Below are 24257 nucleotides of genomic sequence, written 5' to 3'. Positions count from 1 at the left end.
ATGAAATCAGTCTTTTGATTGGCCTGGCCGCAATGAATTTTCTCATCTGGTTAATTTTTCTTGCCGGACATGACGGGAGGAAAAAATGAGTGACCGCTATGTTATTGAAGCCATGCTACGACCTGCGGTGGAGCTGAACACCGCAGTTGTTGCCGCCTGCGCCAGCTATATATGCGTGACGGCTCCGTGGGCAGTAGCACTGGCACCGTCTGTCAGCTACGTTACGGCGGCAGGATTTGCAGTGTTATCGATAAAACGCATTCAGCAGGGGGTTAAGGTTTTACGTTACCGGCGCAATATCCGCCGTCTGCCGCGTTATATTGTTACCAGCGCAGAGGTGCCAGTGAGTAACCAACGGCTATTTCTGGGTAAAGGGTTTATGTGGGAGCAAAAGCATACCCAGAGGTTGCTGGATACCCTGCGTCCGGAGGTGGCGGGTTACGTCAATCCCCCGGCGTTATACCAGGCAGCGCGTCGTTTTGAACAGCACTACGAACATCGCTTACCTGCACTGTGCAAACTGCTGGCGCGTGATTCGGCGCTGAATCCCGTTCGACCATTGCCCCCAGTTGGCGGTCATCCGGCATTGCACGGCATCGAACCAGATGAGGTCAACGTCTCTATGAGTCTTGGCGAGCGTGTCGGGCATATGCTGGTTCTGGGTACCACGCGCGTCGGCAAAACTCGCCTCGCCGAGCTGCTGATCACCCAGGATATTCGTCGCGGTAACGTCACCATTGTTTTCGACCCGAAAGGCGATGCCGATTTACTTAAGCGCATGTATGCAGAAGCGCACCGGGCAGGACGCGCCAGTGAGTTCCATGTATTTCATCTGGGCTGGCCGGATATCAGCGCCCGTTACAACGCAGTCGGACGCTTTGGCCGTATTTCGGAAGTGGCTTCGCGTGTGGCCGGTCAGCTCAGTAGTGAAGGTAATAGCGCAGCCTTTAAAGAATTCGCCTGGCGTTTCGTCAATATTATTGCCCGGGCGCTGGTTGCGCTGGGGCAACGCCCGGATTTTGGTCTGATTCAGCGTTATGTGAACAATATCGGCGATCTGTTTGAAACCTATGCGGAAACGTGGATGGTGAAGCACACTCCGGCGCTATGGCAACAGATAGAAAATCTGGCGCAAATACTTGATGAGCGTGATATTCCCCGGCATATGGAAGGTCGTTCGCTGCGGGTGGTGGCGATAGAACAGGTGCTGAACAGCGATGAAGGGAAGAAGATTTACGACCCGGTGCTTGATGGTCTGCGTTCGTCGGTACGCTATGACCAGAAGTATTACGACAAGATTGTCGCCAGTTTGCTGCCGTTGCTGGAGAAACTGACTTCCGGTAAGACGGCGCAACTGATCTCACCGAATTACACCGATATGTCAGATCCGCGACCTATCTTCGACTGGCAGCAGGTGATCCGTAAAAAGGGCGTGGTGTATATCGGTCTTGATGCGTTGTCCGATCCGGAAGTCGCGGCAGCTGTGGGCAATTCGATGTTTGCCGATCTGGTTTCCGTGGCGGGGCATATCTACAAGTTTGGCGTGAATGACGGCCTGCCCGGTGACGAAGATAAGAAGATACCAATCAGCCTGCACTGTGACGAGTTTAATGAGCTGATGGGGGATGAGTTTATCCCGCTCATTAACAAAGGCGGTGGTGCGGGTATTGAGGTAACGGCCTATACCCAGACGTTACCGGATATCGAAGCGCGGCTGGGCAATGCGGCGAAAGCGGCGCAGGTCGTGGGTAACTTCAACAGCCTGGTGATGCTGCGGGTGCGACATACAGAAACGGCTGAACTGATGACGAAGCAACTACCGGAAGTGGAGGTCTATACCAAAACGCTGGTTTCAGGTGTCACCGATATCTCGAATCCGGAAATGGGCAGCGATTTTACTTCAAATACGCAGGACAGGGTAAGTACAGTACGTACGCCACTGATTACTGCCGCGAACGTGATTAATCTGCCCAAAGGACAGGCGTTTGCCTTACTGGAAGGAGGGCGTCTGTGGAAGATTAGGATGCCGTTGCCAGCTGCTGGCGCGGATGCCCTGATGCCAGATAGTATTGGGCAAATTGCCGATTATATGCAGCGAAATTACCGGACAAGCGATGCATGGTGGTCGGGGAACGCGTTACCGGGAGATTATGATGCAGCTACTTTTTGAAAAGGAAATCATGATGAAACAACGATATCGGGTTGAAGCGGTGATGGCGTCTTCAAGATACAATAATCTGGAAGTCCCGCGTGATGTGATGGATGTCTTGTGCGAGCAGGATTGCTCGTCACTTCAGATTCCGGAAATTATTGAGCGTCTGACTTCTCTGGGCTATCGCCCGAGATATGAAGCCACAACTGATACGCTCACTGACATTGTCACACTGTGGATTTGGGTGGGGCAGGAAGAGATGTTACTGAACTGCCAGATGGAGTCGCTGGCGGTGCATTAAGGGGATGTTATGTCGCAGATGAACACATCTTCAGCCCCGACACAATCGTCCACGCCACCAAAGCCGCATGGTTTTTTTACCGTGCTGCTGTGGGATATGCCGTGGCATATTATCGGGATGCTTCTGGTTTCGCTGTTGTTCAGTCTGATTGTGGAGTACATCGGGATTGCGTTCTTCTGGCCGGATCAGGGGGCGGAACATAGCCGCGCAGTTATGCAGACAGAAAGCGGTTATTTTGCGGAAGGATTTACGCAAAGTTTGCTGCTGTCATCACCAGTGGTGACAGTACAGGGATGGATCGCACTGGGCTATCAGTGGCTATTTGTGAATAGCGGCTTTATGGGATGGTTACAGTCCATTCAGCCACCTGCTGCGGGAAGTGGTAATGGTGTTACGGATGAGCTTAATGCCTGGATCGCCTGGGCAGTACGGAATGCGTATGAATACCTGATGGCAACGATGTATGTCTCGCTGGTCTTTCTGATGCGGGTGACCATTCTGGTGCTGTCGATACCGTTATTTGTGCTGGTCGCTATTATTGGAATTGCTGATGGGATGGTTCGACGTGATCTACGCCGTTACGGTGCAGCGTATGAGTCGAGTTTCCTCTACCATCATGCCAAGCGCGTGGTGAAACCAGCGGCGTATATTCCATGTGTGCTGTACCTGTCTGCGCCATTTGCTGTCTATCCCAATTTGTTGCTGTTACCGGCAGCATTGTTGATGGGATTAGCGATTTCGGTGACGATGGGGAGTTTTAAGAAGTATTTATAGCGGCTCAAAAATGTTAAAAGGCAGAGAGTGGTTGGCTCCCTGCCTTTAATTACGTTTCCGGGGTTATCAGTCGATAAACTGACGGCTCAGCTCCAGCAGCGTGATTAACGCTTTCAGAACGATGATTGTTTTCTCAATGAAAACTTTCATCCGTTTCTCCATTATATGGAGTGAGAACACCGTTGCTTACTCTTACACTGCCTGTCACAAGGGTTGTCCTTCATTGTTAGATGTAGACTGTTTCACACCATTCAGAGTAACCAGCTCTTGAGTGGAAAAGTAAAAAAGCCGACGTTAAGTCGGTTTTTTTACGTCCGGTAGAGTGTGAGCTTTTTATGGCTGACTGTTTTAGCTGATGCTTAAAAAAGGTATTTATTTCGAAAGTATAGTATAAATGATTCCTGCTATACCTACGACAAGGCTAAGACGGGAAATTCGTTTTTCTGTTCGAACACCTTTTTCTTTAGAAACATATAGTTCACTTAATGATGTTGATAATTGTAAGACTAACTCTTTGTTTCCATTCAATAGGTTTTGTATTGTTATAAGTTGTAGCTTTATGTTTTCTGGTAACTCAGAAAACGGATCTTGTGTTTTATGCCAGTTGATAATTTCTCTAAGTCTTACCAGTTTAATATCATCTTGGTCAGATGTATTGATGTAATAATCAAATATTCTGTTAAGGCAAAATGAAATTTTTGTTTTGTTTATTGGCCATCGTTCAGCAAGTATATAGATGTCATTGTTTTTTATTTTATTTTTCTCTATCCCATTTTTTATGCTTTTTTCAAAACGTCTTTCCCATGAACTCGTAATAATATCGTTTAATATATAAGTTAAAAGTATAATAAATGCCAGTGCAATTATTGCGGTGAATGATATTAGTATTAGTGTGGTTTGTTCCATGACATGACTCTCTTATTAATTTTATCATTCTATATATTTTACCAAGCTCCAGTTTTAATCCGAATAGTGGTGAGGCACTTTCGGATTAAGACTGGAGCCTTGCCGGGAGCGCAAGCTTGCTTGCGCCGGGGTGGCAAAGAACCCCGATGGCGCATTCTGCGCCACGCCTTACCCCTTCCATAATTTTCAAAATTCCACTTCTGTTTTCTTACTGCCCGATATAGTGCTTTTCGCCACTCTCCTTCGGACGTGCAATCGCATTTAAGGAGGCGGATATGCGCATGACACAACCCCGGGCATGGTGCCTGTTGGGGATTCTGCTGGCATCGGGCGCTCAGGCCGCTGAGTCTGACGAGCTTGCGCTGGTAATGAAACAGCTGGATCAAGTGCAGGCTGCTCTGGAACGCGCCCGTGTTGTCGCCGTTCAGGATGGGCAGAACGGACGCTTTTATTTCGATTACCTGCGAGCAACTCAGGACATCAAGTCCATTCGTCAGGGGATTAGCGTTTACCTGGAGCCTTCCCGCGCACAACCAGTGCCTTCGGCATCTCTCACTGGTCAGTACCGGATGGAGCGCCGTCCGTGAACGATGCCCAGCGCAACGCATTTAAAGTTGCCAGCGGTAACGCTGACCCCGCGATGCTGAGCAAATTGTTTATTGGTGCTCTGCTTGCGCTGTTGATTTTGTGGGTGGGGTGGGGATTTGTGCATGTTTACCGTGGCTATGCCGCTCGCCACGTCACTGAGCAGGCACTGGTGCGTTTTGCCATTCGCTCGGTCCTTCTCATCATCATCGGTATCTATCTCTTCGCCAGCTAAGCCTGGCTTCTCTTATAAGGAAATAACTATGTTTTGCTCTGCACTGTCTTCTTTGCGTTTTTCTTTTCGTCTCTGGTGTGCGCGGGTTTTGACGGTTGCACTGACCGGAATTTCTGCTGCCCGAGCGGGGTTACCGACTGTTGAAGGCCCCAAAAGCAGCACCGACAGTTCTTATTACGGTCAGATATCCGGTTATATAAATGACGGTATAGTGCTGGGCGGATTAGTCCTTGCAGCAGTTGTTATGCTGGTTGTCGGCAACTCCATTATCGCTACTTTTTCTGAAGTTCGCGATGGTAAATCAACCTGGGGTAAGTTTGGGATGCTGGTTGTTGTAGGAGTAATCCTGATCGTCGTCGTTATCTGGCTGGCCTCAAAAGCCGCGACGATCATGCTCTGAGGATGGAGTATGGCGACTATCGAATTTATGCCTGACAGGTTGAATGCTGAGCCGGTGGTGTTCCGTGGATTCACCACGCCGGAACTGGGATTTACCGCGCTGTGCAGCGTACTGGGCGGCCTCGTGGTCGCCATACCGGTTCAGCCCTTTCTCGGATGGATAGCCTTTCCGACAGTGGCGCTGCTGATGCCGCTGGTCACGGTTATTTTTGGCGGCAGATTAATGGCGCGTTTTAAGCGCGGCAAGCCGGAAAACTACCTCTATCGCAGGTTGGATCTACTGCTGAGCAAGTTTGGCCTGGGGGCAAAGGGCTTGGTACAAAACAGTCGGGTACTGGCGCTACGCCGTCTGCATCCTGTGGTTCGTCGTCAGGAGATCGTTCATGAGTAAGTTTAAAAATGCGCTTAACGCCCGTGACAACCATATCTGGACGCTGCGAGCCGCATGTGGGGTTATGCTGGTACTGTTGGTGTTGTCCATGCTTGGCTGGATGATGTCTCCGCGTAATCTGACCATTCACAATCCTCCCGATCTCCGCTCCGGCAGTTCCCGCCCGTGGTGGGAGATCCCTCACTCAACGGTGTATGCCTTCAGCTTTTATATTTTCCAGCAACTGAACAGCTGGCCGAAGGATGGTGACGTGGATTACCCGTACCGCATCGAGACGTTGTCAGCCTATCTGACGCCGACCTGTAAAGAACTGCTGCATAAGGATGCGAAGCAACGTAAAGACCTGGGCGAATCGCGGGATCGTGTACGTGGTGTGTCGGAAATCCCAGAACGGGGCTACCGGGATGACAGCGTCACCATTATTGACCGCGATAACTGGCTGGTTCGTCTGGATCTGGTCACTGATGAATATGTTAACTCCGAGCCGGTTAAACGCTCACTGGTGCGTTTTCCGCTGAAGGTGGTGCGCTGGGATAAAAATCCGGAAGCCAACCCATTTGGTCTGGCGCTGGATTGTCTCTCGGAAGCGCCGCAGCGTCTGGAAGCGGCCCCTGTCGTTAAGGAAGAGAATAAGGGAGTGTTTAACTGATGAGATTACGACGATTTTTGTTGTCACTGGTTTGCCTTGTCACATTACCAGTACAGGCGGTTGAATTGGTGAGGTGGGAACGTATTCCGTTGCCAGTGGCCCTGCATGTTGGTCAGGAGCGTATTGTGTTTGTGAACCGCAATGTGCGCGTGGGATTTCCACCTGAGCTGAAAGGAAAATTGCGCGTACAAAGTACAGGCGGAGCGGTATACCTGCAACCGGGTGCGCAATTTGCCCGTACGCGTCTGGTGCTTCAGGATGTAGAAAACGGTGAAATGATCCTGTTGGATATCAGTGCCGATGAGGGAAAAAACATTCTGGAACCGGTAAGCCTGGTCTATCAGGGGGACGTATCCAGTTCGACAGGAAACGGTGATGTTGCAGTGGTAGACAATAACACCGCAACCACCCACGAACGACAGTCCGCATCGAAACCGAAAGAGAAAAAATCTACCACTCCGCTGCCGGTGGCCTTAACCCGCTATGCCGCACAAAGTCTCTACGCACCGTCACGGACGATTGAGCCGTTGCCCGGTGTGCATTCCATTTCGCTGGCACTACCGGAGAAGCTGACGTCATTACTTCCATCAGAGTCCGTTGAGGTAAAACCGCTGGCTGCATGGGCATTGCAGGGCTACAGCGTGGTGGCATTGACGCTGCGTAATCAACGCCAGGAGAAAGTTGTTCTCGATCCACGTCGTCTTCAGGGAAATTTCTACAGCGCCACGTTCCAGCATCGCTGGCTGGGGGCAAGTGGAACGCCGGAAGATACCACAACGGTTTATCTTGTGACCAAAGGGCGCCCTGATACCGCGTTTCTTCCTGAGCCAGTGAAGGCGAAAGCAGGTAAAGGAGGGAAGGGCGATGCAGATTAAATCCAATACTCTGCTGAAGGTCATCGTGCCGGTGGTGTTGCTGTCGGCAGTCATGATCGGCGTGAAGTCCTGCGGTGGTTCAAAACACACTCAGGCTTCAGCAGATAACGCCACCGTAGCCGACCTGACTCAGGAAGAGTTGCGCATCCTCGGCATCGAGGGCGATACGCCGCAGGATACGCTACGTACGCTGGTTGGACGTATTAAAACAATTCAGACGAATCAGGAAAATCTGGAGAAACAGAATGCGGCACTGGCAGAAGAAAATGCCCGATTGCAAAACAAGGGCAACAACGTGGACGGGCGCATCAATGACGCGGTGAATGCTGCCAAACAGGAGAGTACCCAGGCGCAGCAAAAACTTCAGGCTGAACAGCAGCGGCTGGCTGGTCTGCTGGAATCACTGAAAAATACCGTTCCCGGCCCGGGAGCGGGCAGCAACATTTCCGCAGGCAGTGACTTACCTGTCGGACTGGGGCTGGAAGATGCAGGGCAGGCCGAAACGGTGGCGCAGGGCACGGTCTGGATTGAACCGCAGGATGGTGTACAACTGGATCGTAACGGTAAACCGGTCACCGGCGCGGCAGCTGCAACCAATGGTACTGGCACATTCCAGTTTCCTACGGCGTTCGGTGGACTGAATGACAACGAGATCACCCGTCAGAAAGCCGAACTGGATCGTAATGCGAAAAATCAGCAGGTCATTGAGGAAACCGATTTGCCGGTTTATACCCTGCCGGAAAACTCAACGCTGGTTGGTAGCCAGGCCATGACCGCCCTGCTGGGGCGCGTGCCGATTGATGGCAAGGTTACCGATCCCTATCCCTTCAAGGTGCTTGTTGGTAAAGAGAACCTGACCGCCAACGGCATCGAGCTGCCGGATGTTGAAGGCGCGATTGTGTCCGGTACGGCCACCGGCGACTGGGTGTTGTCCTGTGTACGTGGTGAAGTCCACTCCATCACGTTTGTCTTCACTGATGGCACGGTACGCACGGTGCCGCAGTCGGCAAAATCCAGTGACGGCAGTAACGTCAAATCGAATGGTGGCAGTATCGGATGGCTGTCCGATGAACACGGCATTCCCTGTCTGTCCGGCGACCGTAAAAGCAACGCCTCAACCTACCTCCCCACATTATTTGCCCTTTCGGCAGCCGGTGCAGCGTCTGATGCGATGTCGGAAAGCCAGACCACAACCACTACTGATGGGGCGTCAATTACCAGTATGCTGACCGGCAGTGCGGGACAGGCTGCGCTGGGTAAGGCGTTATCAGGCGGTACGAACGAGCTGGCTGAATGGGTAAAAGCGCGATACGGCCAGATGTTTGATGCGATTTACGTTCCTCCCGGTGCGAATGTTGCTGTGCATATTACCCGCGAGATCCCGATTGATTACGAAGAGAAGGGCCGCAAGGTCAAATACGATTTTGATGTCAGCCGGTCACACGAGCTGGATTAAGGAGATGCCATGAAAGGATACTTGCTTGTGCTGGTCGCGTTATTACTGGTTGGATGCAGCACATCTAAAGATGAAATATTGCCGCCTGGTGACGGCACGATGCTGGATTTGTGGCAGAACAAAGCCAGTAGTGCCCGGACCACGACGGAGGCCCGGAGCGTACTACGGCGGGGGCTGACCGATGCGGAAATGGCGACCCGTCAGACACTGGAAGAGAGCTATACCCGCGATGCGCAAAATGAAATTCAGCAACTTTTCCCGCGACTGCCCAACCCGGATATGGTGATTTATATCTACCCGCATATGGCAGGCAATGAGCCTGCGCCGGTGCCGGGCTATAGCTCGGTCTTCTCTTTCTACAGCCGGGTGCAGTATGCATTGCCGGGTGAACGGCTGGAGGCGCTTTGATGTTCAGTTTGTTTACGAAAAAAAAGCAGCCGCAGCCCGCTACTGGTGAACCATCCGGTCCGGAGCTGAAAAAGAGCGGCAGACTGACGCAGGATGGTGTGCGTTCGCTGTATCCCAATAACGCATCGTTTATCGATTTCCTGCCATGGGTGGAATACCTGCCGGAAAGCCAGAGTTTGCTGCTCGATGATGGAGTTTCGGTGGGCGCCGTATTTGAAGTGGTGCCGGTCGGAACCGAAGGGCGCACCGGCGAACGCCTGGAAGAGATCCGCGACATCGTTGAGGATGCGCTTCAGGACAGCTTTGACGAGCGCGACAGTCACCCGTGGGTCATCCAGTTCTTCTGTCAGGACGAAACTGACGTGACAGAGTACATCGATAGGCTGCGTGGCTATGTCAAACCGTGGGCGCAGGGAACGGCATTCACCAACGCATATATGAATGAGATGGAATGCCATATGCGCGGTATTGCCGTACCTAAAGGGCTGTTTATCGACAAAGCGATTACAGGTGCGCCGTGGCGCGGCCAGCAGCGTCGTACCCGGATGGTCATTTATCGCTATGTGAACCCGGGAGCGAACGAACCATATTCGCCGGAAGAGCAACTGAATCAGGTTTGCGAGCGGCTATCTTCTGCGTTAGCGGGGGCGGGAATAGTGACTTCCCGGCAGAACGGCGAGCAGATCCACGCCTGGCTGCTGCGCTGGTTTAACCCTGAGCCGGACTGGGTGGATAAGGAGACTCTGTATCGCACGGCGGCACATGTTGACACCCGCAACGGCGAGCTGCCGTTACTTAACGATTTCAGTGAAACCCTGATGTTTACGCCACCTCGTTCTGACGTTGAGAATGGTGTGTGGTGGTTTGATGAGCGACCGCATAAAGCGGTGACAATTGACCGCATCCGTCGGGCGCCCTCGGTCGGCCATCTGACCGGCGAAACCCGCAAAGGGGAGAACATCAACGCGCTGATGGACTTGCTGCCGGAAGGAACGGTGATTTCCCTTACGATAGTCGTGCAACCGCAGGACGTGCTGGAAGAACGCTTCAACCATCTGGCGAAAAACGCGATTGGTGAAAACACTGAGTCTGAACGCGTCCGGGCCGATGCTGATACAGCAAAAAGTTATCTGGGTGAACGGCATAAACTATATCGCGCCAGCATGACGTTCTTTCTCTCCGGTGAATCTCTGAAAACGCTGAACAGTCGCCAGCGCGACCTGACGGCTATCCTCCTTAACGCTGGTTTGCAGCCGGTGAAACCAGAATATGATGTTGCGCCGCTGAATAGCTATCTCCGGGCGCTGCCGATGTGCTTTAACCCGACGCTAGACAAGAAGAATTGGTACACTCGCCTGACGTTTGTTCAGCATATGGCAAATATGCTGCCGGTGTTTGGTCGTGACACCGGCACCGGTCATCCGGGCTTCACCTTCTTTAACCGGGGCGGAGCGCCGCTGACCTTCGATCCGCTTAACAGTTCCGACCGTTCCAAAAATGCGCATCTGGTACTGTTTGGCCCGACAGGTTCTGGTAAGTCCGCGACGCTTAACAGCCTCTTTGCTCAACTGATGGCGATTCACCGGCCCCGTCTGTTTATTGCTGAAGCCGGTAACTCGTTTGGTCTGTTTGCAGACTATTGCGCGGAGCTGGAGTTATCGGTGAATAAGATCAGCATCAAACCGGGTTGCGGTATCTCGCTGGCCCCGTTCGCCGATGCGTACAAGCTAATTGAAGCGCCGGTGAAAAACGTTGACGAGAGCGAACTGAGTGAGCGTATCGAGGTGGAGGAAACGGATGACGGCGACGCAGAGGAAGAGCGCGATATCCTGGGCGAACTGGAGATTGTTGCCCGTCTGATGATCACCGGTGGTGAGGCGAAAGAAGAGGCGCGGCTGGAACGTGCCGACCGGGGCATGATGCGCGAGGCGATTCTGGCCGGGGCGCGTAAGGCCTGGAATGAAGAACGGCAGATGATCACCGCCGACCTTCAGGATGCGTTTTACGCTTTCGCGAAGGATGAGTCTCGCCCCGAGGTTCGTCGCGCCCGGGCGCAGAACATGGGCGAATCGCTGGGCGTATTTATGCAGGGCTTTCTGGGGGAGTTGTTTAATCGCCCTGGACAGAACTGGCCGGAAGCGGATGTCACGTTGATTGATCTCGGCACGCTGGCGCGTGAAGGCTATGAAGCGCCGCTGGCCGTGGCCTATACCTCGCTGGTTAATACCATCAACAATATCGCCGAACGTGACCAGTTTCTGGACCGGGAGATCGTCTTCCCAACCGATGAAGCACACATGATCACCACGAACCCGTTGCTGGCCCCGTACGTGGTTAAGGTGGTGAAAATGTGGCGTAAACTTGGTGCGTGGTTGTGGCTGGCAACGCAGAACCTGGAAGATTTCCCGGCCACGGCCAAGAAGATGCTCAATATGATCGAATGGTGGCTGTGTCTGGTGATGCCGCCTGAAGAGGTGGAAGAGATCGCCCGCTTTAAAAAGCTGACTGCCGAGCAAAAAGCGATGCTGCTGTCTGCGACTAAAACGCCGCGCTGCTACACCGAAGGCGTGGTGCTGGCAACCCGTATTGAAGCATTGTTCCGGGCTGTACCGCCAAGCCTGTATCTGGCGCTGGGTATGACGGAGAAGGATGAAAAGGCGGCACGTCGGGCATTGATGGTTGAACATGGTATCAGCGAGCTGGACGCAGCGAAGCGTATTGCGCATCAACTGGATATCGCCCGTGGTATTGCCACGAAGGAGGCGGCATGATGCGCTTCAGATCCACGGTTCTGGACGTTGTGGACGGTAATATTTCCAATACCGGCTTGTTGTTTGATGCGCCGCCACAGGGTAATCCGCGAATTAGCCTGCGCCATCATGCGCAACTGGCGGAATTATGCCGCCAGATCCGTCAGCAGGTAGGGGAGAAGGCGACGTTTACTTATTCTCCTCATCGCGTGGCCGGGCATAACTGCCTGGCTGTTCAGGTGGTGGGGAAATCAGGCATGGTTAATCTGCTGCTGACGGTCACCGGCAGTCTGCGCTGGCCGGTGGCGGAGGATTATGAACATGCGCCACGCTGGTATATCAATGTGCCTGATGCGGTGGATGTGGTTTATCTGGTAATAGCGTTAGTGAGAGAATTATAGCAAATAAGCTCCAGTGAAACGAGAACTGGAGCTTATTAAACATATAGTTATATGAATTCACCATCAATATTTACTGATGCTGAACCATTGGTATCGTAAGGGACACTAGTAAGGGACACTAGTAAGGGACACTAGTAAGGGACACTAACAGTTACTCTTTTACCAGATTCTGTTTCTACATGGATGGAATAGGTTGTGTTAAAGAACCATTAACGTGAAGGACCTCAATACTGAAATTGCCAGTCATTAAAGACCTACGTCGTAAGTATGAATGACTTTAGGGGCATCTTGGTATTCCTGATGAGTGCTGAGATATTCTCTAATTTGCACAGCAGCATTTCCCGAAGCCATTAGGGAGCCGCTTACAACGTATGGGCCACAGTGTGGGCAACGAAATGCCGAACCGTCCAGATTACCATGCACAAAAGCACCTTCTGGTTGCCCAGTTGTATTATTGGTTGAGATTGTATGTTTTAGGTCATTCGACCCAATCTCATAGAATATTCCGCTAGATACTGGAATATCAGCAGCATGACACACGAAGCAATTTGCTCTACGAGACCAGTCTAAGCGATCAAGATCTAATACCGAATTGGCTGTTTGAGTAGTCAAAATATATCCTTTGCAGTGAATAAATAACCATTTATTAACGGGCTGTTGCTACTAAGTTTAGAGTCTTAGACCCCTTGAAACTATCGGCCAATCGGCCAGTATTGTTTTGAAAAATTTCAAAAAGCAGTAAAGAGTTGTTTGCTGCCTTTCATTTTGATCCCGCGCACCCTGTGATTTTCCCCCTCACAGGAGTGCGTTATGAGACCTTCTAAGTTCCTGATTTTGTTGCTGGCCGTTGCTGCTCAGGCACCGGCAGCAACCGTTGTTTACACCGACAGCCACCATCCCCCATTAAATACTGTAAATACTGCCAGCGACCAGGTGGTTTATCTGGATGCGCCGGATACCGTTCAGCGGCAGCTGTTTGGTGAGTTGCCTGCTGATCCAGTGCAGGCAGAACAGGTTGCAAAAACCATCATCCATTCACCAGACTGGCAGCAAAAACAACAGCAAATAACACAGGCATATCAGGGCGTTTTACAGGCGTACAGTCTTAAACTGGAGAAATACCCTGCCGTGGTATTTGACAACAGCTATGTAGTTTATGGAACGGCAGATGTGGCGGTAGCTCAGGCAAGTCTTACTAAGTTCAGGGAGGCACAATGAGTTTAAGTCGAATTCGTCAAAACCGGCTGGTTCTTGCACTGATTGTCGGATGGGCAACACAACCTTTTACTGTTGGAGCTGTGACTTCTGCAATCACCTCTGCGCAAATCATCGCCAGTGCACTATCACCTCAATGCATGGAGTATAAAGTCGTTGGCATTTGCTATTGGTTATTCTGTACTCCCGTAGGCTGTACGGTAAAAACATCGGTAAAAGTGCACCACTTTATTCCTAATGCGGTAGTTTCCAGCTACAACGAGGCCGGTGGAAATCCCTGGGTAGAAGTTGCATTTATGGGACCAGTGCTTCCTGGCATTGCAGACGGTGGTGGTGCGAATGAACAAAAACGCTCCAGACGCAAAGACAACTTGCATTTCAAGAATGCCGATGCGATCGGCCATCCTGCGTTAGCATCTCCAGCATTTAATAACTTCACGGGGCAAATGGGGTACACCTGCGCAAGTTCTGCCACACCGATGATGCCGTACCTCCTGAGTACTTTGGATGCCGTGGTATGGCGGTCTGGGCTTCCAGAATCATTTTTCCCGGAAGCTATTACACCGGGATTGCGTGAAATAGGCTCAACCGTTGCCGGGAGTATGTGGGGGAATGTTTATCCGCGTAGTGGGTTTGTGACACAGACAAATGACTATAAAGCTGCTGCGGTCGTAGCTCAGCGTGCGGCAGATATTATTACTCGTGTTGGTCAGTTGCATGTATATCAACCAATGGTGGATATGCCTAAACCGGGTTACTGGCCTCCATTTCCGGTCCTGGAGAATACGGGGATGCGTAACCACAAATGGCAGCGTTTGACTCCGATGCCATCTATGACCTGCGCCGTATTTCCTGACATCACAGAGATTACCAATATAAATCCACTTTCACTGGACGGTAATTATGCTTGGGCGCTATGGCAACCCTACAGTTGTTGTAAGCAAATGGGGCAAACCTTTCTCTACAGCACCGGCGCAGCTATTTAATTACAAGGAAAGTTATTATGAACAAAAATTTTATTTTGAGCGGTGTTTTATTGGCAAATATTACCCTGAGTACTCCAGCACAGGCTGTATTTGATCTGGACAATGAATTTATTAATCAAGATAACAGTAAGGGAATAAAAGGAGCAGTTAATGATAACTTATTTTATACAATTGGTGGCGGGACGGTAATATCGCAGCCGCCCAGCAATAACAATATGGAAAAAATCAGTATGGGCATCAACTGGGACAGCGACTTTATGTGCGGTAATTTTGATGTAACTACCACAGTTAAAAATCAGCTGAATGGTGTGACGAATGGCTTCAAAGATATGATGGGAACGGTAATTACAGGTGCTACCGGAGCTGTTGCTAGTTTGCCCGCTATGGTTTTACAAAGAGCGAATCCAGGTTTATATGAATTACTGTCCAATGGCATTTTACAGGCAACCGTTGCTTTCGATAAAGCACAGTTGAATTGCCAAAACATGGCAACAAAAATGACTGACTTTGCTTACTCAAGCAAATGGACACAGGCGTCTATTGGTGAAGAATTCAAAAAAATAGTCTCTATAACTCCGGACGCGGTAGCGGCTGATAATCAATTAAAAACCACTACTGGTAAAGAAGGTGTGAAATGGATCGGGGGGCAGAAACGTGGTGGCAGTGGGCAAAAAGCGATAAGGCCGACGCATGACATGGCAAAAGCTGGATTCAATATTCTAAATAAGCAACCAGTAACCAGTAGTGGGGGGGTAAGTGGATCTGCTTGTAATGGATCTCTGTGCAAAAAATATAAAACCAGTGAAGAGGCGGCAGAAGCAGTCGTGAAAGTGCTGGGTGACCGGGCTATTCGTACATGTACAGAAGCCAGTGAGTGCAGTAGTGGTGGTGTAGAAAACGAAGCGGGAGCATCAACTGCTGGCGTTGGTTTTTCTCCGATGCTGGAGGAAACCACAAAAGAAAATACGGAAACGCTAGCGAAGCTGGTAAACGGGAACTTGGCTCCAAATGCCTCCAACCTAGCAAAACTTAAATCAGGTGATTTGACCGTTACCCGAGGTGTGATTCAGGCACTGAAAGATGACCCGGATAATGCTGCATTAGTACAACGACTTGCCAGCGAACTGGCTATGGCCGATACGATTTCTACTGCTCTGGGAATGCGCCGTATGTTGATGGCAGGCCAGGCTGAACCAAACGCGGCGGATCAAACAATGGCACTCACCGAGTCTGATCGTCGCCTTGAGTTTCTGGATCGCGAAGTTCAGGCGCTGAAGAATGAGATGGAGATACGAAAGGCAATCAGCAATAACACATTGCTTGTTGCCTTAAGCCGCCAGGAAAGTCGCGAGGCGGACAATGGGTTACGCCAGTCTGCACATCAGAATGACGATGCCATACAGAATCTTAATGAAAAGGTGGAGGAATGATATGGACATCATTCGTAAACCACTCTGGCAACGAATCGTGCGGATTATGCTGCTCTGCGTTACTGCCATTCTGGTGCTGGGAGGCTTAAGTTTCATCCTTCTGCATTTTGTCGGCAGTGAGGCAGAACTCCGGGCATGGCTACGCCAGATAAAAACGCCGCTCCTGCTCTGGAGGCTGGTGCTGTATACGGTTATCGCGTTTTTCTGGCTGCACCGTGTCCGGGGCTATCTGCTAAGTCACTGTACCCGCCGCTTTCAGGTATACCGGCTGGAAATCATGACGGTGTGCCTGTTTGTGATGATTGAAATCACCTGCTCGCGTTGGGGAATGTGATGACAGCTGATAGCTACCTTGAAATGGTGCTGGTTCTGATGGGCTGGCTGATCAATAACGCGCTGTGGACGATTATTACCACCACCGGGATTTTTGCCATCCCGCTGGCATTCAAAATAGCGGGCGTTTGGCTGAAGGTTAGGGAAGAGGGGGACGACGAAGGTAACAAAGGGGCGCTGGCATTACCGCGTATGGAGCATGTCATTTATGTCGCCTTTGTGGTGATCATGTTTTGTGCGATGCCGATACAGGACGTTGATATCTCGACGATGAAGTTTGATCGCACCCGTTCTTCCCAGTGTGGCGTGAACGTGCCTAAACCGGATGAGTCCGGCTATGGGCCACTAATTGCCGAGCTTAACGGCCAGACTGCGAAAATCCCGGCATGGTGGTATCTGGTACATTCGCTATCGAAAGGGATTACACACGCCGCGATAGCCTCTATTCCCTGTGGCAATGACTTCCGGACGCTGCGTTTTGAAGTGCAACATACGAAATTAATTGATCCTGTAATCAGGCAGGAAGTTCAGGATTTTGCCAGACAGTGTTATGCAAAAGCATATTACAAACTGAAAAACAGTAATCCAAAACTGACAGCGGTAACAGTTGATTCAGTTGGTTGGATTGGATCGAGTTATTTTCTTAATACTGGAGGATATTACGACTATTACACGTCAACAGCACCATTATCTGCATGGCCTTATAATGAAGGGCGTGACAGTGGTTACCCTGATGTTGGCCGAGGGGGTTATCCGACGTGCAAAGATTGGTGGAGCGCGTCAGGGAAGGGGCTGAAAAGTCGTTTATTGGACAGTTTTGATAAACGTACAGTCAATATGATGAAGGCGAAATCTCCGAATAATTGGGAGGAAAGCCTTCTTCGCTGGTTGGTAAGTCCACAGAATACACATATGTCCGGAAGTGGTGATACTTATATGATAGGGAATCAACAAGGACATGGAACGGGTATTGACACCGGTATTAAAGAATTCCTAAGCGGCCTGGGTGCTTTTAGTGCGCAAGTGACGCAGTTACCGGCGTTTGATGCACTTCGACAGGCGTTGCCGATGGTTCATGCTATTTTACTGATGGCTATAGTGATATGCATTCCGCTGGTGATGTTGTTTGGCGCGTATGATCCAAAGGTAGTAGTCACTATTACTTTTGCGATGTTTGCGATAATTTTTGTTCCGTTCTGGTGGGAACTGGGTGGCTGGTTGGACGATAAGCTTATCCAGTTGCTGTACGCTAGCTATAAGGGGTATACCAACAACTTCAATAACTGGATTGCCAGCATCGGCTCGGATGGGTGGATTATGAATCTGGTGCTGGGAGCTATGTATGTGGTACTACCGATGTTCTGGTTTGGTGCTGTGAGTTGGAGTGGTGTGAATATAGGACAGGCGTTGTCTTCAGCAGTCGATAAAGCTAGTCAAGGATCGCAGCAAGCGGGAGCTAAGGGACCCGGTGTGGCTGGTGAGGTCGTTAAAACTGTAGCTACAAAAGGGGCTTCCAAAGCGAAAAAATAACCCCAAAAAGCAGGCAACGGAAAAGAAATCTTGTTGCCTGCTTCTATAAATCGTCATCAGAATAGATTCGTTGGTTGTTTTCACCATAGTTACCGTAGCCACTATGTCCATTTCTGTAACCTGCATGCAGTTCTTCGTCATCGGTTGAAGTAACAGCTTTGCTTCCGGCGACAGCAACAATAATCGAAAGGACCATCTTTATGGCTTCGGTTAGCCCATTGAAAAGTACAGACCAGATATCTGATTGGTGTGATGTTTTATTATTGTATTTCATTCGTTTATTATCCATTATTTTTTCTTGCCTATAAATAAATTGAAAATCCATGCAATGACTTTAAATAACATAGCAATAGTAGAAAGGATAAAATCGAACAACTCTATGAATAAATCAAAGATGCTGTTTTTTTTAAAAAATTTTATTGTTCCCGCACAATATGGACATACTGTTTTTTGTGGTTCCCCCTGGTAAGTAATCATCCGTGGGAAAACTTTTTTATTACAACAGCGACAAAAATCTAATCTATCATCAGATGATGTATTCTTAGCCTTTTGGGTAATGATTACCTTCCTTGCTCGCTCGCCTTTTAGTGATATTTCAATTTCAAAGCTAACATTATTTCCTTTTTTAGGAAGCCAGGCACCGTTTATATCACTGACATGAAAATAATAGTCTTTGTTATTCTTGTCAGTGATGAATCCGTACCCTTTCTCTTCACTGAACCATTTTATTACACCATCCATTAATATGTCCCTATCAATGTCGCTATAAATCGAGATTAATAGATGCTGAAAATTAAAGCAATATATTGAAAGATTTCATCGAAAGATTTATTCTCCGGCTGTTACACCGTTGTCTCCGACAACAGCCAATGCTTCAGCGCAAACGGATCTGCGTCAGCGATTTGAGAGAAGCGCCTTCGGGTGATCGCAAGCCAATATCATAGGGAAAGAAGCGCGGCCTGAGACTGATGCCTTCGGGTGGCCGCAGCCAAAATCGTCGCAATCTGAGAGACGATGCCTTCAGGTGATAACGCCGTTTAGCCTTTGAGAACGGCGATCGCAAACGCGATAAAGGTACACTTCAACGCAGGGCAACAACGTCTGCCCGACATCCTTAAAGCTATTTTTCTTTTGGGCTTACGTCCAGCTTATCCCGGCAACATTTGCGGCTCGCAGCTCATGCTAATTGGAACATTTGGCATCTGCAAGAGCAGCATTTGGCGATGGGATATGTGCAGCGTCACTTGCGTAAGAGCGGTAGCGATACCAAGTGACGCTGCGCGAAAGGGCACCGTCTTAGCAGACGGAATGCGGTCTTTCAGCACTCTGTACAGTCTGACGCACACGTAGTCACGGTGTTCAGACTGGGGAAATAGCATCTTTAAGCACACTTTTTAACCATAACGCCTTATCACGGAACACATCCATTCACGGAGAAACCATGAGAGCAGGCGTATCAACTTCAGGAGAAAGTTCGACTCGGTATCGATGGCAATGTCAGTGAAAGCTGACGTATGGAGGTAGTCTGACTAACGTCAGGACGGCATACGCCGCGAACAGCTCAGCGAGCTGGGGAACCTCGTAAAAACTCAACATATTGTCACCCCGATGCACAGATACCCGTCGAGACGCAGGAAGCGCAAAACCTAACCGTGCCGTCGGGGCCAGATGTATCACTCATGTTCTGTATGAAAATTCAGAATATAGATCGCGCTCGTTTCCATATTTCTGGAGAAGAGCTTGATCTGTATTTCTTTGTGAAAGGGGACAGGTATGTCGAAATTAAGTAAGCAGCTGGTTACGCTGGCAAGGCAGGGAGGTGGTGGGTTCAAGACTATCGCGGATCGTTCAAAGATCGCCTCCCGTGTAGCGGAGAGAATAGCTAAATTAAATATTCAGATCCGGGATGTGAAGCATATAAAAACCAATCATATTGAGCTGTATGTGAAGAGTCGCCAGGCCGAAGGGATATCCAAAAGAACAATGCAGAATGAGATTGCCGCAATCAGAAATATTCTGGCCGTTGCTGGCCGGACAAAACTTGCCGATCCTGGTCACGAGAAATTAAGTAATTCAGCTCTCGGATTATCTGATGCCAGTCGTGACGGTACTAAAGTCGCAATTAGTAGCGAACGCTTTCTCGCAGCGTTCGCTTATTCAGATAAGCAAGACGTTGGCGTAGCAGCTGCGATGCAGGTTGCTCGTTGTTTTGGTCTGAGGACAGAAGAAGCGGTGCAATCTGTTAAATCATTAAAAACCTGGCAACGTGCAATATTGCGTGGTGATGATCGTATCAGGATTGTATTTGGTACAAAAGGAGGGCGACCAAGAGATACGACGATTATCGATCGCGATAAAATGCTAAGCGCGGTCAATTATGCTCTGAAAGTTGCTACTGAAAATAATGGTAAGCTGGTTGATAAACCGGATCTGAAATCAGCGATTGACCGCTATCGAAATATTGTCAGAGATGCGGGATTAGTAGGGAAATATGCGCCTCATAGTTTGCGATATGCCTGGGCAGGTGAAGCGATGGAATATCATAAAAGCAAGGGGATGAGTGACGATGAGGCGAAAGCAATGGTGTCTATGGATCTGGGGCACGGTGATGGTCGGGGGCGTTATATTGAACGTGTCTATAATAAACCAGATATCGAGGATTAATTAAACCAGCTTGCCTCTGTGGAATATAAGCGATAGCATTTAAACGCTAACTCGTTGTCTCCGACAACAGCCAATGTCCCGTCCGGTAATCTGAGAGGGACGCCTTCGGGTGATTACCAGCCAAAATCGTCATGACCTGAGAGACGATGCCTTCGGGCGGTAACGCTGTTTAGCCTTTGAAAACAGCGGTCGCTTTCGCGATGAAGGTACACTTCTGACCACAGCGGATTTTCCGCTATCAATATTTTCACTCGCCCTAAGGGAACACGCTTCCCACAGGGGATCGGTGTTCCCTTTTTTACGTAAGGAATACACCGATGACTAATCGCTTATCTCTGGCATTTACGCCTGTTTCTATCACGCTCCCGGCCTGGGAACACGCTATTGAAGTGTTTGATTTTTCCCAGTGGGAACGTCGGCAATTTGCGCTGATTAAAGCCGCACAGGATGCCTGGAACCATCGTCCAGAGCCGGACACTCAGCAGGTGACATTTTCGCTGACGCTATTTGTCCGTCTGGGAGGTGAGACTGCTGAACGGACGCAAAACTTTGTCGCCAGATATGTTGACGATGTGCTGGTTGTAACCCTGGGAGAATGAGAGATGACACTTCAGCTTGAACTGACCGATGAAGACGCGCTGGCATTGTCGCATCTGACTCAAAGTCTGACATGGAACACGATGCGTGACTTTGTCATGACTAACCGCGAATGCAACGAAATGCTTAATGCGGTCCGGAAATTAGAAAGAACGTTGACGGAACACGGCTTCAGGCACCAGTACGGCTGTTTTGCTTAAAATCTTAACTTGACCCTTGCGGGGATTGATTTCCCGTCAGGGAGCAATCCCCGCCCTTAACCTGCGAGGATTTTTTATGGCAACGAAACAAACCATCCGGGTAACAGAACACTGTGATTTTGATTCTGTGTTCCATGAATTTATAAAATCTCGTCAACGCGAATCATTCTTTTATGATTGGGCTGATGAACTTAGTGTTGATTACTGTAATGCCGCTCCGGTTCGCTGGGAAGGTCGCGGATTGTCAAACAATAGCTTTTATACAGTGCCTATAGGGGCTTTGACGTATCGTGTCAGCGTGCCAGGAAATGGCTATGAAGGTGCAATGACTGCAGAGGCTTTTGGTATCACGTTGTCTTTATTGGCACTGGGAGAACTTTCCATCCTTAATGAAGATGACGAAGACATTCGTCTTTGCTTCGCTCTACGCGATTATGCACTAAAGCACGCTGAATCGGTCGAAATTATGGCTGCCTTATCCGGAGCTAGTTCCTTTTTAATGCTAGAGAAACTCTTTTCTATAGACGCTTTATGTGAGCTGGCAAATCTTGAGGGGGAATTGTTGACCGTTGCCGCATACGAGCGTCTGGGTCTTAAAATGGAACCAGATGAGAGTAATGTCACTGATAATCAGTGGCAGATTTCCAGGCTGGCCCGAACTTTTATAGAGGGATGTAATGGCGATTTATCACGCTATAAACATCCTTCATGTAAGGCTTTTTACGATGAAGTTATTAAACTGGCCAGGACAGTATGCCCAAGCGTTTGGGATTTTTCTTTTCAGGATGAACTGAATGAATGGTTAATAACTGATTAATTGGTTGATTTTTACTTTAACCCAACGGGGATTGTTCCCCGTCTGGGAGCCATTCCCGTTTTTTATTGATGGGAATGGCATATGACGAAGAAAACTACCAACCGCAAATCTGCCCCACGGCAGGATTTGTTCCAGACCGTAACCGACAAGATTATTACGGCGCTGGAGAACGGTACAGTACCCTGGCGTAAAGCATGGCAAACCGGAAAGGAGGGTTTGCCTGCTAATGCCATAACTGGCCGGAACTACAGCGGTATAAACGTGATGCTGTTATGGATCGATGCTGCCAATAAGGGATTTCATTCAAATCGCTGGCTGACGTTCAAACAGGCACTTGATGCCGGTGGGAGTGTCCGGAAAGGCGAAAAATCGACGCTGGTGACGCTGCTTAAACCGTTCCAGAAAGAGGCTACGGATAACAGCGGCCAGCCGATGTTTGATGAGAACGGCGAGATGGTTATGCAGGATCGCTGCTTTATGGCCAGCTTTCACCTTTTCAACGTTGAGCAGTGTGAAAACCTGCCTGACAACCTTTACCCGGAAATACCGGTTTTGCCCGACGTGAAACGCATTGCCCGGGCAGAGCAGATTGTAGCTTGTAGTGGTGTGCCAGTGAAGCATCGCTATCAGGATCGTGCGTATTACCGCCCGGGAGTTGACCACATTATGATGCCGGAAGCCGCTCAGTTTGATTCGGTGGAAGACTACTACAGTACGCTGTTGCATGAACTGGTGCATTCTACTGGGCATGTTTCTCGGCTGGCGAGAGACGGTATTGTTTCCACTTCGCGGAAGTTTGGCGATCCGGTTTATGGAATTGAAGAGCTGATAGCGGAGATGGGATCGGCCTTTCTGTGTGCTGAGCTTGGCATTCATGGTGACTTGCAACATGAGAGCTATATTGCCTCGTGGCTGCAAATGCTAAAAGAAGATAACCGGGCTGTATTTCGTGCCGCTCGTTTTTCGCGGGAAGCATTTGAATACCTAGTGTTGCGTGAGCAGGCGCTGGTGGCGTAGCCCACTTTACCAACGTTGATTTAATCAACCAGTCACTTCTCAGGGGAAACATTCCCCTGAGGGATGTTTCCCCTTTATTGACGAAAACATCCTTATGGAAAACCACATTTCCCATATCGCGTAATTTCACTCTTTGCTTAACCAGGCGGGCGCTATTACCGACGATATAAGGTAAACATAAAAAGTTCAGAAAACATACAATGCGTCATCGGGGAAGGAAGATTTCTTTAATTATGAGCCTACGACTTGTATCAGATGTTTAAAACGAAAGACTGGTTTAGTAGTTATCTAACCTGATAATAATTCTTATACTTACTAATCGACTACCTAATAATAGGTAGTTTAGTGTGGAGGAGATAATTTCCCATCAGGGTTAATCGGAATTTTAGATAAGCTTTATATAAAATTTAGGTTATATAAATGATAAAAATAGACAATTTATTGCCATATAAAAGACATTGTCAACTAATAAAACGAACAATGGCACTATAAAATTTGAAAAAAATAGATTTTTAATCTATTTTTTTTGTTTTTTTTGGTTTTTTATTCTGTTTTGTTTTATGTCTTTGGTCTTAGTAACCAAAGTTGATTGTTTTTTCAGCCGCTTTGGTTTGTTATTATTTAAAAAGAGGTCGGGTGGTACTTATTTTTTTTGTTGCTTCTTTTTTTAATGAAAAGAAAGGAGGGAGGGTGGAAGATCTTTCAGGTGGTTATTGTCGACATCGCTTCAGTTCAATTTTATCAAAGAAAAACACAGTCATACCAACAACAGAAATAAGTGAAGATAAATTCTGGTGCATTGTTGAGTTGTGTTCTATTCGTAGCGATAAAGTTATAAAGGCTTTGTATGATTATCTGGTTTTAAAACATCCAAGGAGCGTTAGTTGCAATAATAATGGAGTCAGCAATGGATATTTCGGAAGTTGTCTGGCAAGAGTGGAACATGTTATTCAGGTAGTTAATGAGTTATTCTCTCTCTGCAAAACGCCTGAAAATGAAGTAAATTAAGTGGTTTTATAAAATAAAGAAAACATACTTTCACAAATGTTTTATATGTGCGTGTTTTTGTAACACACATATAAAATCACCCAAGTAATGTCAACAATGGTAGTTTTAAGTTATGAATAAATTATATCTTGGTTCTCTTATCGCTCTGGTATTCGCTACTGCTACTGTTAACGCAGCA

The 24257-nt window shown here is 48.9% G+C and carries 27 protein-coding genes; 24 read left to right on the top strand and 3 right to left on the bottom strand.

Going from position 1 to position 24257, the window contains the following annotated elements:
- The first annotated feature begins 85 nt into the window (after positions 1-85).
- From traD to FEK47_RS23010, 3 genes are read left to right on the top strand one after another with little or no spacing between them, the layout of a single operon-like run.
- On the top strand, positions 86-2170 hold the full coding sequence (gene traD / locus FEK47_RS23020; protein WP_135487854.1) for a type IV conjugative transfer system coupling protein TraD: 2085 nt from the start codon (positions 86-88) through the stop codon (positions 2168-2170).
- A 10-nt stretch (positions 2171-2180) separates the two neighbouring features.
- Positions 2181-2453 carry a hypothetical protein gene (locus FEK47_RS23015; RefSeq protein WP_240726518.1) on the top strand — a complete coding sequence of 91 codons (273 nt, stop codon included), beginning with the start codon at positions 2181-2183 and terminating at the stop codon, positions 2451-2453.
- A 9-nt stretch (positions 2454-2462) separates the two neighbouring features.
- Positions 2463-3227, top strand: a complete 765-nt coding sequence (locus tag FEK47_RS23010; protein ID WP_135487855.1) for a TIGR03747 family integrating conjugative element membrane protein — start codon at positions 2463-2465, stop codon at positions 3225-3227.
- Positions 3228-3599: 372 nt separating this feature from the next.
- Here FEK47_RS23010 and FEK47_RS23005 read toward each other — a convergent pair whose 3' ends face one another.
- A complete protein-coding gene (locus tag FEK47_RS23005) occupies positions 3600-4133 on the bottom strand; it encodes a hypothetical protein (RefSeq protein WP_135487856.1) in 534 nt (177 codons plus the stop codon).
- 275 nt (positions 4134-4408) lie between these two features.
- On the opposite strand from FEK47_RS23005, the gene FEK47_RS23000 reads away from it, so the two are divergent.
- The 15 genes from FEK47_RS23000 (at position 4409) to FEK47_RS22930 (ending at position 17776) form a co-directional block, all read left to right on the top strand.
- A complete protein-coding gene (locus FEK47_RS23000) occupies positions 4409-4720 on the top strand; it encodes an RAQPRD family integrative conjugative element protein (protein ID WP_138183385.1) in 312 nt (103 codons plus the stop codon).
- Complete coding sequence (locus FEK47_RS22995; RefSeq protein ID WP_135487857.1) at positions 4717-4953, top strand: TIGR03758 family integrating conjugative element protein; 237 nt, start codon at positions 4717-4719, stop codon at positions 4951-4953. The genes FEK47_RS23000 and FEK47_RS22995 overlap by 4 nt, the downstream gene beginning before the upstream one ends.
- 28 nt (positions 4954-4981) lie before the next feature.
- Complete coding sequence (locus FEK47_RS22990) at positions 4982-5353, top strand: TIGR03745 family integrating conjugative element membrane protein (RefSeq protein WP_135487858.1); 372 nt, start codon at positions 4982-4984, stop codon at positions 5351-5353.
- A gap of 9 nt (positions 5354-5362) precedes the next feature.
- Complete coding sequence (locus tag FEK47_RS22985) at positions 5363-5743, top strand: TIGR03750 family conjugal transfer protein (RefSeq protein ID WP_135487859.1); 381 nt, start codon at positions 5363-5365, stop codon at positions 5741-5743.
- Positions 5736-6392 (top strand): PFL_4703 family integrating conjugative element protein, encoded by a 657-nt coding sequence (locus FEK47_RS22980; RefSeq protein WP_135487860.1) that lies wholly within the window; start codon positions 5736-5738, stop codon positions 6390-6392. The genes FEK47_RS22985 and FEK47_RS22980 overlap by 8 nt, the downstream gene beginning before the upstream one ends.
- Complete coding sequence (locus FEK47_RS22975) at positions 6392-7267, top strand: TIGR03749 family integrating conjugative element protein (protein WP_138183384.1); 876 nt, start codon at positions 6392-6394, stop codon at positions 7265-7267. The genes FEK47_RS22980 and FEK47_RS22975 overlap by 1 nt, the downstream gene beginning before the upstream one ends.
- The gene (locus FEK47_RS22970; protein ID WP_135487861.1) at positions 7257-8723 is read left to right on the top strand and encodes a TIGR03752 family integrating conjugative element protein; all 1467 of its coding nucleotides are present in this window, start codon (positions 7257-7259) and stop codon (positions 8721-8723) included. The genes FEK47_RS22975 and FEK47_RS22970 overlap by 11 nt, the downstream gene beginning before the upstream one ends.
- A gap of 9 nt (positions 8724-8732) precedes the next feature.
- The gene (locus tag FEK47_RS22965; RefSeq protein ID WP_135487862.1) at positions 8733-9131 is read left to right on the top strand and encodes a TIGR03751 family conjugal transfer lipoprotein; all 399 of its coding nucleotides are present in this window, start codon (positions 8733-8735) and stop codon (positions 9129-9131) included.
- The gene (locus FEK47_RS22960) at positions 9128-11902 is read left to right on the top strand and encodes a conjugative transfer ATPase (protein WP_167854668.1); all 2775 of its coding nucleotides are present in this window, start codon (positions 9128-9130) and stop codon (positions 11900-11902) included. Before FEK47_RS22965 ends, FEK47_RS22960 begins: the two co-directional genes overlap by 4 nt.
- Entirely contained in the window at positions 11899-12282 is a 384-nt protein-coding gene (locus tag FEK47_RS22955; protein WP_135487864.1) for a hypothetical protein, read from the top strand. The genes FEK47_RS22960 and FEK47_RS22955 overlap by 4 nt, the downstream gene beginning before the upstream one ends.
- 810 nt (positions 12283-13092) lie before the next feature.
- Complete coding sequence (locus FEK47_RS22950; RefSeq protein WP_135487865.1) at positions 13093-13500, top strand: TIGR03757 family integrating conjugative element protein; 408 nt, start codon at positions 13093-13095, stop codon at positions 13498-13500.
- Positions 13497-14483 (top strand): TIGR03756 family integrating conjugative element protein, encoded by a 987-nt coding sequence (locus tag FEK47_RS22945; RefSeq protein WP_135487866.1) that lies wholly within the window; start codon positions 13497-13499, stop codon positions 14481-14483. The genes FEK47_RS22950 and FEK47_RS22945 overlap by 4 nt, the downstream gene beginning before the upstream one ends.
- Positions 14484-14500: 17 nt before the next feature.
- Positions 14501-15913, top strand: coding sequence for an integrating conjugative element protein (locus FEK47_RS22940; protein ID WP_135487867.1), 1413 nt, complete (start codon positions 14501-14503; stop codon positions 15911-15913).
- Between the two features lies 1 nt (position 15914).
- Complete coding sequence (locus FEK47_RS22935) at positions 15915-16247, top strand: hypothetical protein (RefSeq protein WP_135487868.1); 333 nt, start codon at positions 15915-15917, stop codon at positions 16245-16247.
- Positions 16247-17776, top strand: a complete 1530-nt coding sequence (locus FEK47_RS22930; protein WP_135487869.1) for a conjugal transfer protein TraG N-terminal domain-containing protein — start codon at positions 16247-16249, stop codon at positions 17774-17776. Before FEK47_RS22935 ends, FEK47_RS22930 begins: the two co-directional genes overlap by 1 nt.
- A gap of 43 nt (positions 17777-17819) precedes the next feature.
- Here FEK47_RS22930 and FEK47_RS22925 read toward each other — a convergent pair whose 3' ends face one another.
- Together FEK47_RS22925 and FEK47_RS22920 are read right to left on the bottom strand one after the other, a co-directional pair.
- Positions 17820-18065 (bottom strand): hypothetical protein, encoded by a 246-nt coding sequence (locus FEK47_RS22925; protein WP_135487870.1) that lies wholly within the window; start codon positions 18063-18065, stop codon positions 17820-17822.
- Positions 18065-18517: a cold shock domain-containing protein gene (locus tag FEK47_RS22920; RefSeq protein WP_135487871.1), complete on the bottom strand. Its 453-nt coding sequence runs from the start codon at positions 18515-18517 to the stop codon at positions 18065-18067. The genes FEK47_RS22925 and FEK47_RS22920 overlap by 1 nt, the downstream gene beginning before the upstream one ends.
- 1032 nt (positions 18518-19549) lie before the next feature.
- Here FEK47_RS22920 and FEK47_RS22915 point away from each other — a divergent pair.
- From FEK47_RS22915 to FEK47_RS22885, 6 genes are all read left to right on the top strand, one after another.
- Complete coding sequence (locus FEK47_RS22915) at positions 19550-20440, top strand: integrase domain-containing protein (RefSeq protein ID WP_135410397.1); 891 nt, start codon at positions 19550-19552, stop codon at positions 20438-20440.
- 317 nt (positions 20441-20757) lie between these two features.
- Complete coding sequence (locus FEK47_RS22910) at positions 20758-21039, top strand: hypothetical protein (RefSeq protein ID WP_135487872.1); 282 nt, start codon at positions 20758-20760, stop codon at positions 21037-21039.
- A 3-nt stretch (positions 21040-21042) separates the two neighbouring features.
- Positions 21043-21237: a hypothetical protein gene (locus FEK47_RS22905; protein ID WP_135487873.1), complete on the top strand. Its 195-nt coding sequence runs from the start codon at positions 21043-21045 to the stop codon at positions 21235-21237.
- Between the two features lie 76 nt (positions 21238-21313).
- Complete coding sequence (locus FEK47_RS25540; RefSeq protein ID WP_240727899.1) at positions 21314-22054, top strand: antirestriction protein; 741 nt, start codon at positions 21314-21316, stop codon at positions 22052-22054.
- An 81-nt stretch (positions 22055-22135) separates the two neighbouring features.
- The gene (locus tag FEK47_RS22890) at positions 22136-23071 is read left to right on the top strand and encodes a zincin-like metallopeptidase domain-containing protein (protein ID WP_135487874.1); all 936 of its coding nucleotides are present in this window, start codon (positions 22136-22138) and stop codon (positions 23069-23071) included.
- A 690-nt stretch (positions 23072-23761) separates the two neighbouring features.
- Positions 23762-24079: a PapB/FocB family fimbrial expression transcriptional regulator gene (locus tag FEK47_RS22885; protein ID WP_135487875.1), complete on the top strand. Its 318-nt coding sequence runs from the start codon at positions 23762-23764 to the stop codon at positions 24077-24079.
- The last annotated feature ends 178 nt before the right edge of the window (positions 24080-24257 follow it).

The organism is Escherichia sp. E3659, from assembly GCF_005781135.1.
Classification (GTDB): Bacteria; Pseudomonadota; Gammaproteobacteria; order Enterobacterales; family Enterobacteriaceae; genus Escherichia.
This window is presented reverse-complemented; position numbering and strand designations above follow the sequence as displayed.

Coding starts and splice junctions, on each gene's coding strand:
- FEK47_RS22970 (WP_135487861.1), top strand. CDS start 7,257: ATGCAGATTAAATCCAATACTCTGCTGAAGGTCATCGTGCCGGTGGTG.
- FEK47_RS23005 (WP_135487856.1), bottom strand. CDS start 4,133: ATGGAACAAACCACACTAATACTAATATCATTCACCGCAATAATTGCA.
- FEK47_RS22935 (WP_135487868.1), top strand. CDS start 15,915: ATGGACATCATTCGTAAACCACTCTGGCAACGAATCGTGCGGATTATG.
- FEK47_RS22910 (WP_135487872.1), top strand. CDS start 20,758: ATGACTAATCGCTTATCTCTGGCATTTACGCCTGTTTCTATCACGCTC.
- FEK47_RS22905 (WP_135487873.1), top strand. CDS start 21,043: ATGACACTTCAGCTTGAACTGACCGATGAAGACGCGCTGGCATTGTCG.
- traD (WP_135487854.1), top strand. CDS start 86: ATGAGTGACCGCTATGTTATTGAAGCCATGCTACGACCTGCGGTGGAG.
- FEK47_RS22930 (WP_135487869.1), top strand. CDS start 16,247: ATGACAGCTGATAGCTACCTTGAAATGGTGCTGGTTCTGATGGGCTGG.
- FEK47_RS22950 (WP_135487865.1), top strand. CDS start 13,093: ATGAGACCTTCTAAGTTCCTGATTTTGTTGCTGGCCGTTGCTGCTCAG.
- FEK47_RS22920 (WP_135487871.1), bottom strand. CDS start 18,517: ATGGATGGTGTAATAAAATGGTTCAGTGAAGAGAAAGGGTACGGATTC.
- FEK47_RS23015 (WP_240726518.1), top strand. CDS start 2,181: ATGATGAAACAACGATATCGGGTTGAAGCGGTGATGGCGTCTTCAAGA.
- FEK47_RS22915 (WP_135410397.1), top strand. CDS start 19,550: ATGTCGAAATTAAGTAAGCAGCTGGTTACGCTGGCAAGGCAGGGAGGT.
- FEK47_RS22955 (WP_135487864.1), top strand. CDS start 11,899: ATGATGCGCTTCAGATCCACGGTTCTGGACGTTGTGGACGGTAATATT.
- FEK47_RS22890 (WP_135487874.1), top strand. CDS start 22,136: ATGACGAAGAAAACTACCAACCGCAAATCTGCCCCACGGCAGGATTTG.
- FEK47_RS22965 (WP_135487862.1), top strand. CDS start 8,733: ATGAAAGGATACTTGCTTGTGCTGGTCGCGTTATTACTGGTTGGATGC.
- FEK47_RS22945 (WP_135487866.1), top strand. CDS start 13,497: ATGAGTTTAAGTCGAATTCGTCAAAACCGGCTGGTTCTTGCACTGATT.
- FEK47_RS23000 (WP_138183385.1), top strand. CDS start 4,409: ATGCGCATGACACAACCCCGGGCATGGTGCCTGTTGGGGATTCTGCTG.
- FEK47_RS22990 (WP_135487858.1), top strand. CDS start 4,982: ATGTTTTGCTCTGCACTGTCTTCTTTGCGTTTTTCTTTTCGTCTCTGG.
- FEK47_RS22980 (WP_135487860.1), top strand. CDS start 5,736: ATGAGTAAGTTTAAAAATGCGCTTAACGCCCGTGACAACCATATCTGG.
- FEK47_RS22940 (WP_135487867.1), top strand. CDS start 14,501: ATGAACAAAAATTTTATTTTGAGCGGTGTTTTATTGGCAAATATTACC.
- FEK47_RS22985 (WP_135487859.1), top strand. CDS start 5,363: ATGGCGACTATCGAATTTATGCCTGACAGGTTGAATGCTGAGCCGGTG.
- FEK47_RS23010 (WP_135487855.1), top strand. CDS start 2,463: ATGTCGCAGATGAACACATCTTCAGCCCCGACACAATCGTCCACGCCA.
- FEK47_RS22975 (WP_138183384.1), top strand. CDS start 6,392: ATGAGATTACGACGATTTTTGTTGTCACTGGTTTGCCTTGTCACATTA.
- FEK47_RS25540 (WP_240727899.1), top strand. CDS start 21,314: ATGGCAACGAAACAAACCATCCGGGTAACAGAACACTGTGATTTTGAT.
- FEK47_RS22925 (WP_135487870.1), bottom strand. CDS start 18,065: ATGGATAATAAACGAATGAAATACAATAATAAAACATCACACCAATCA.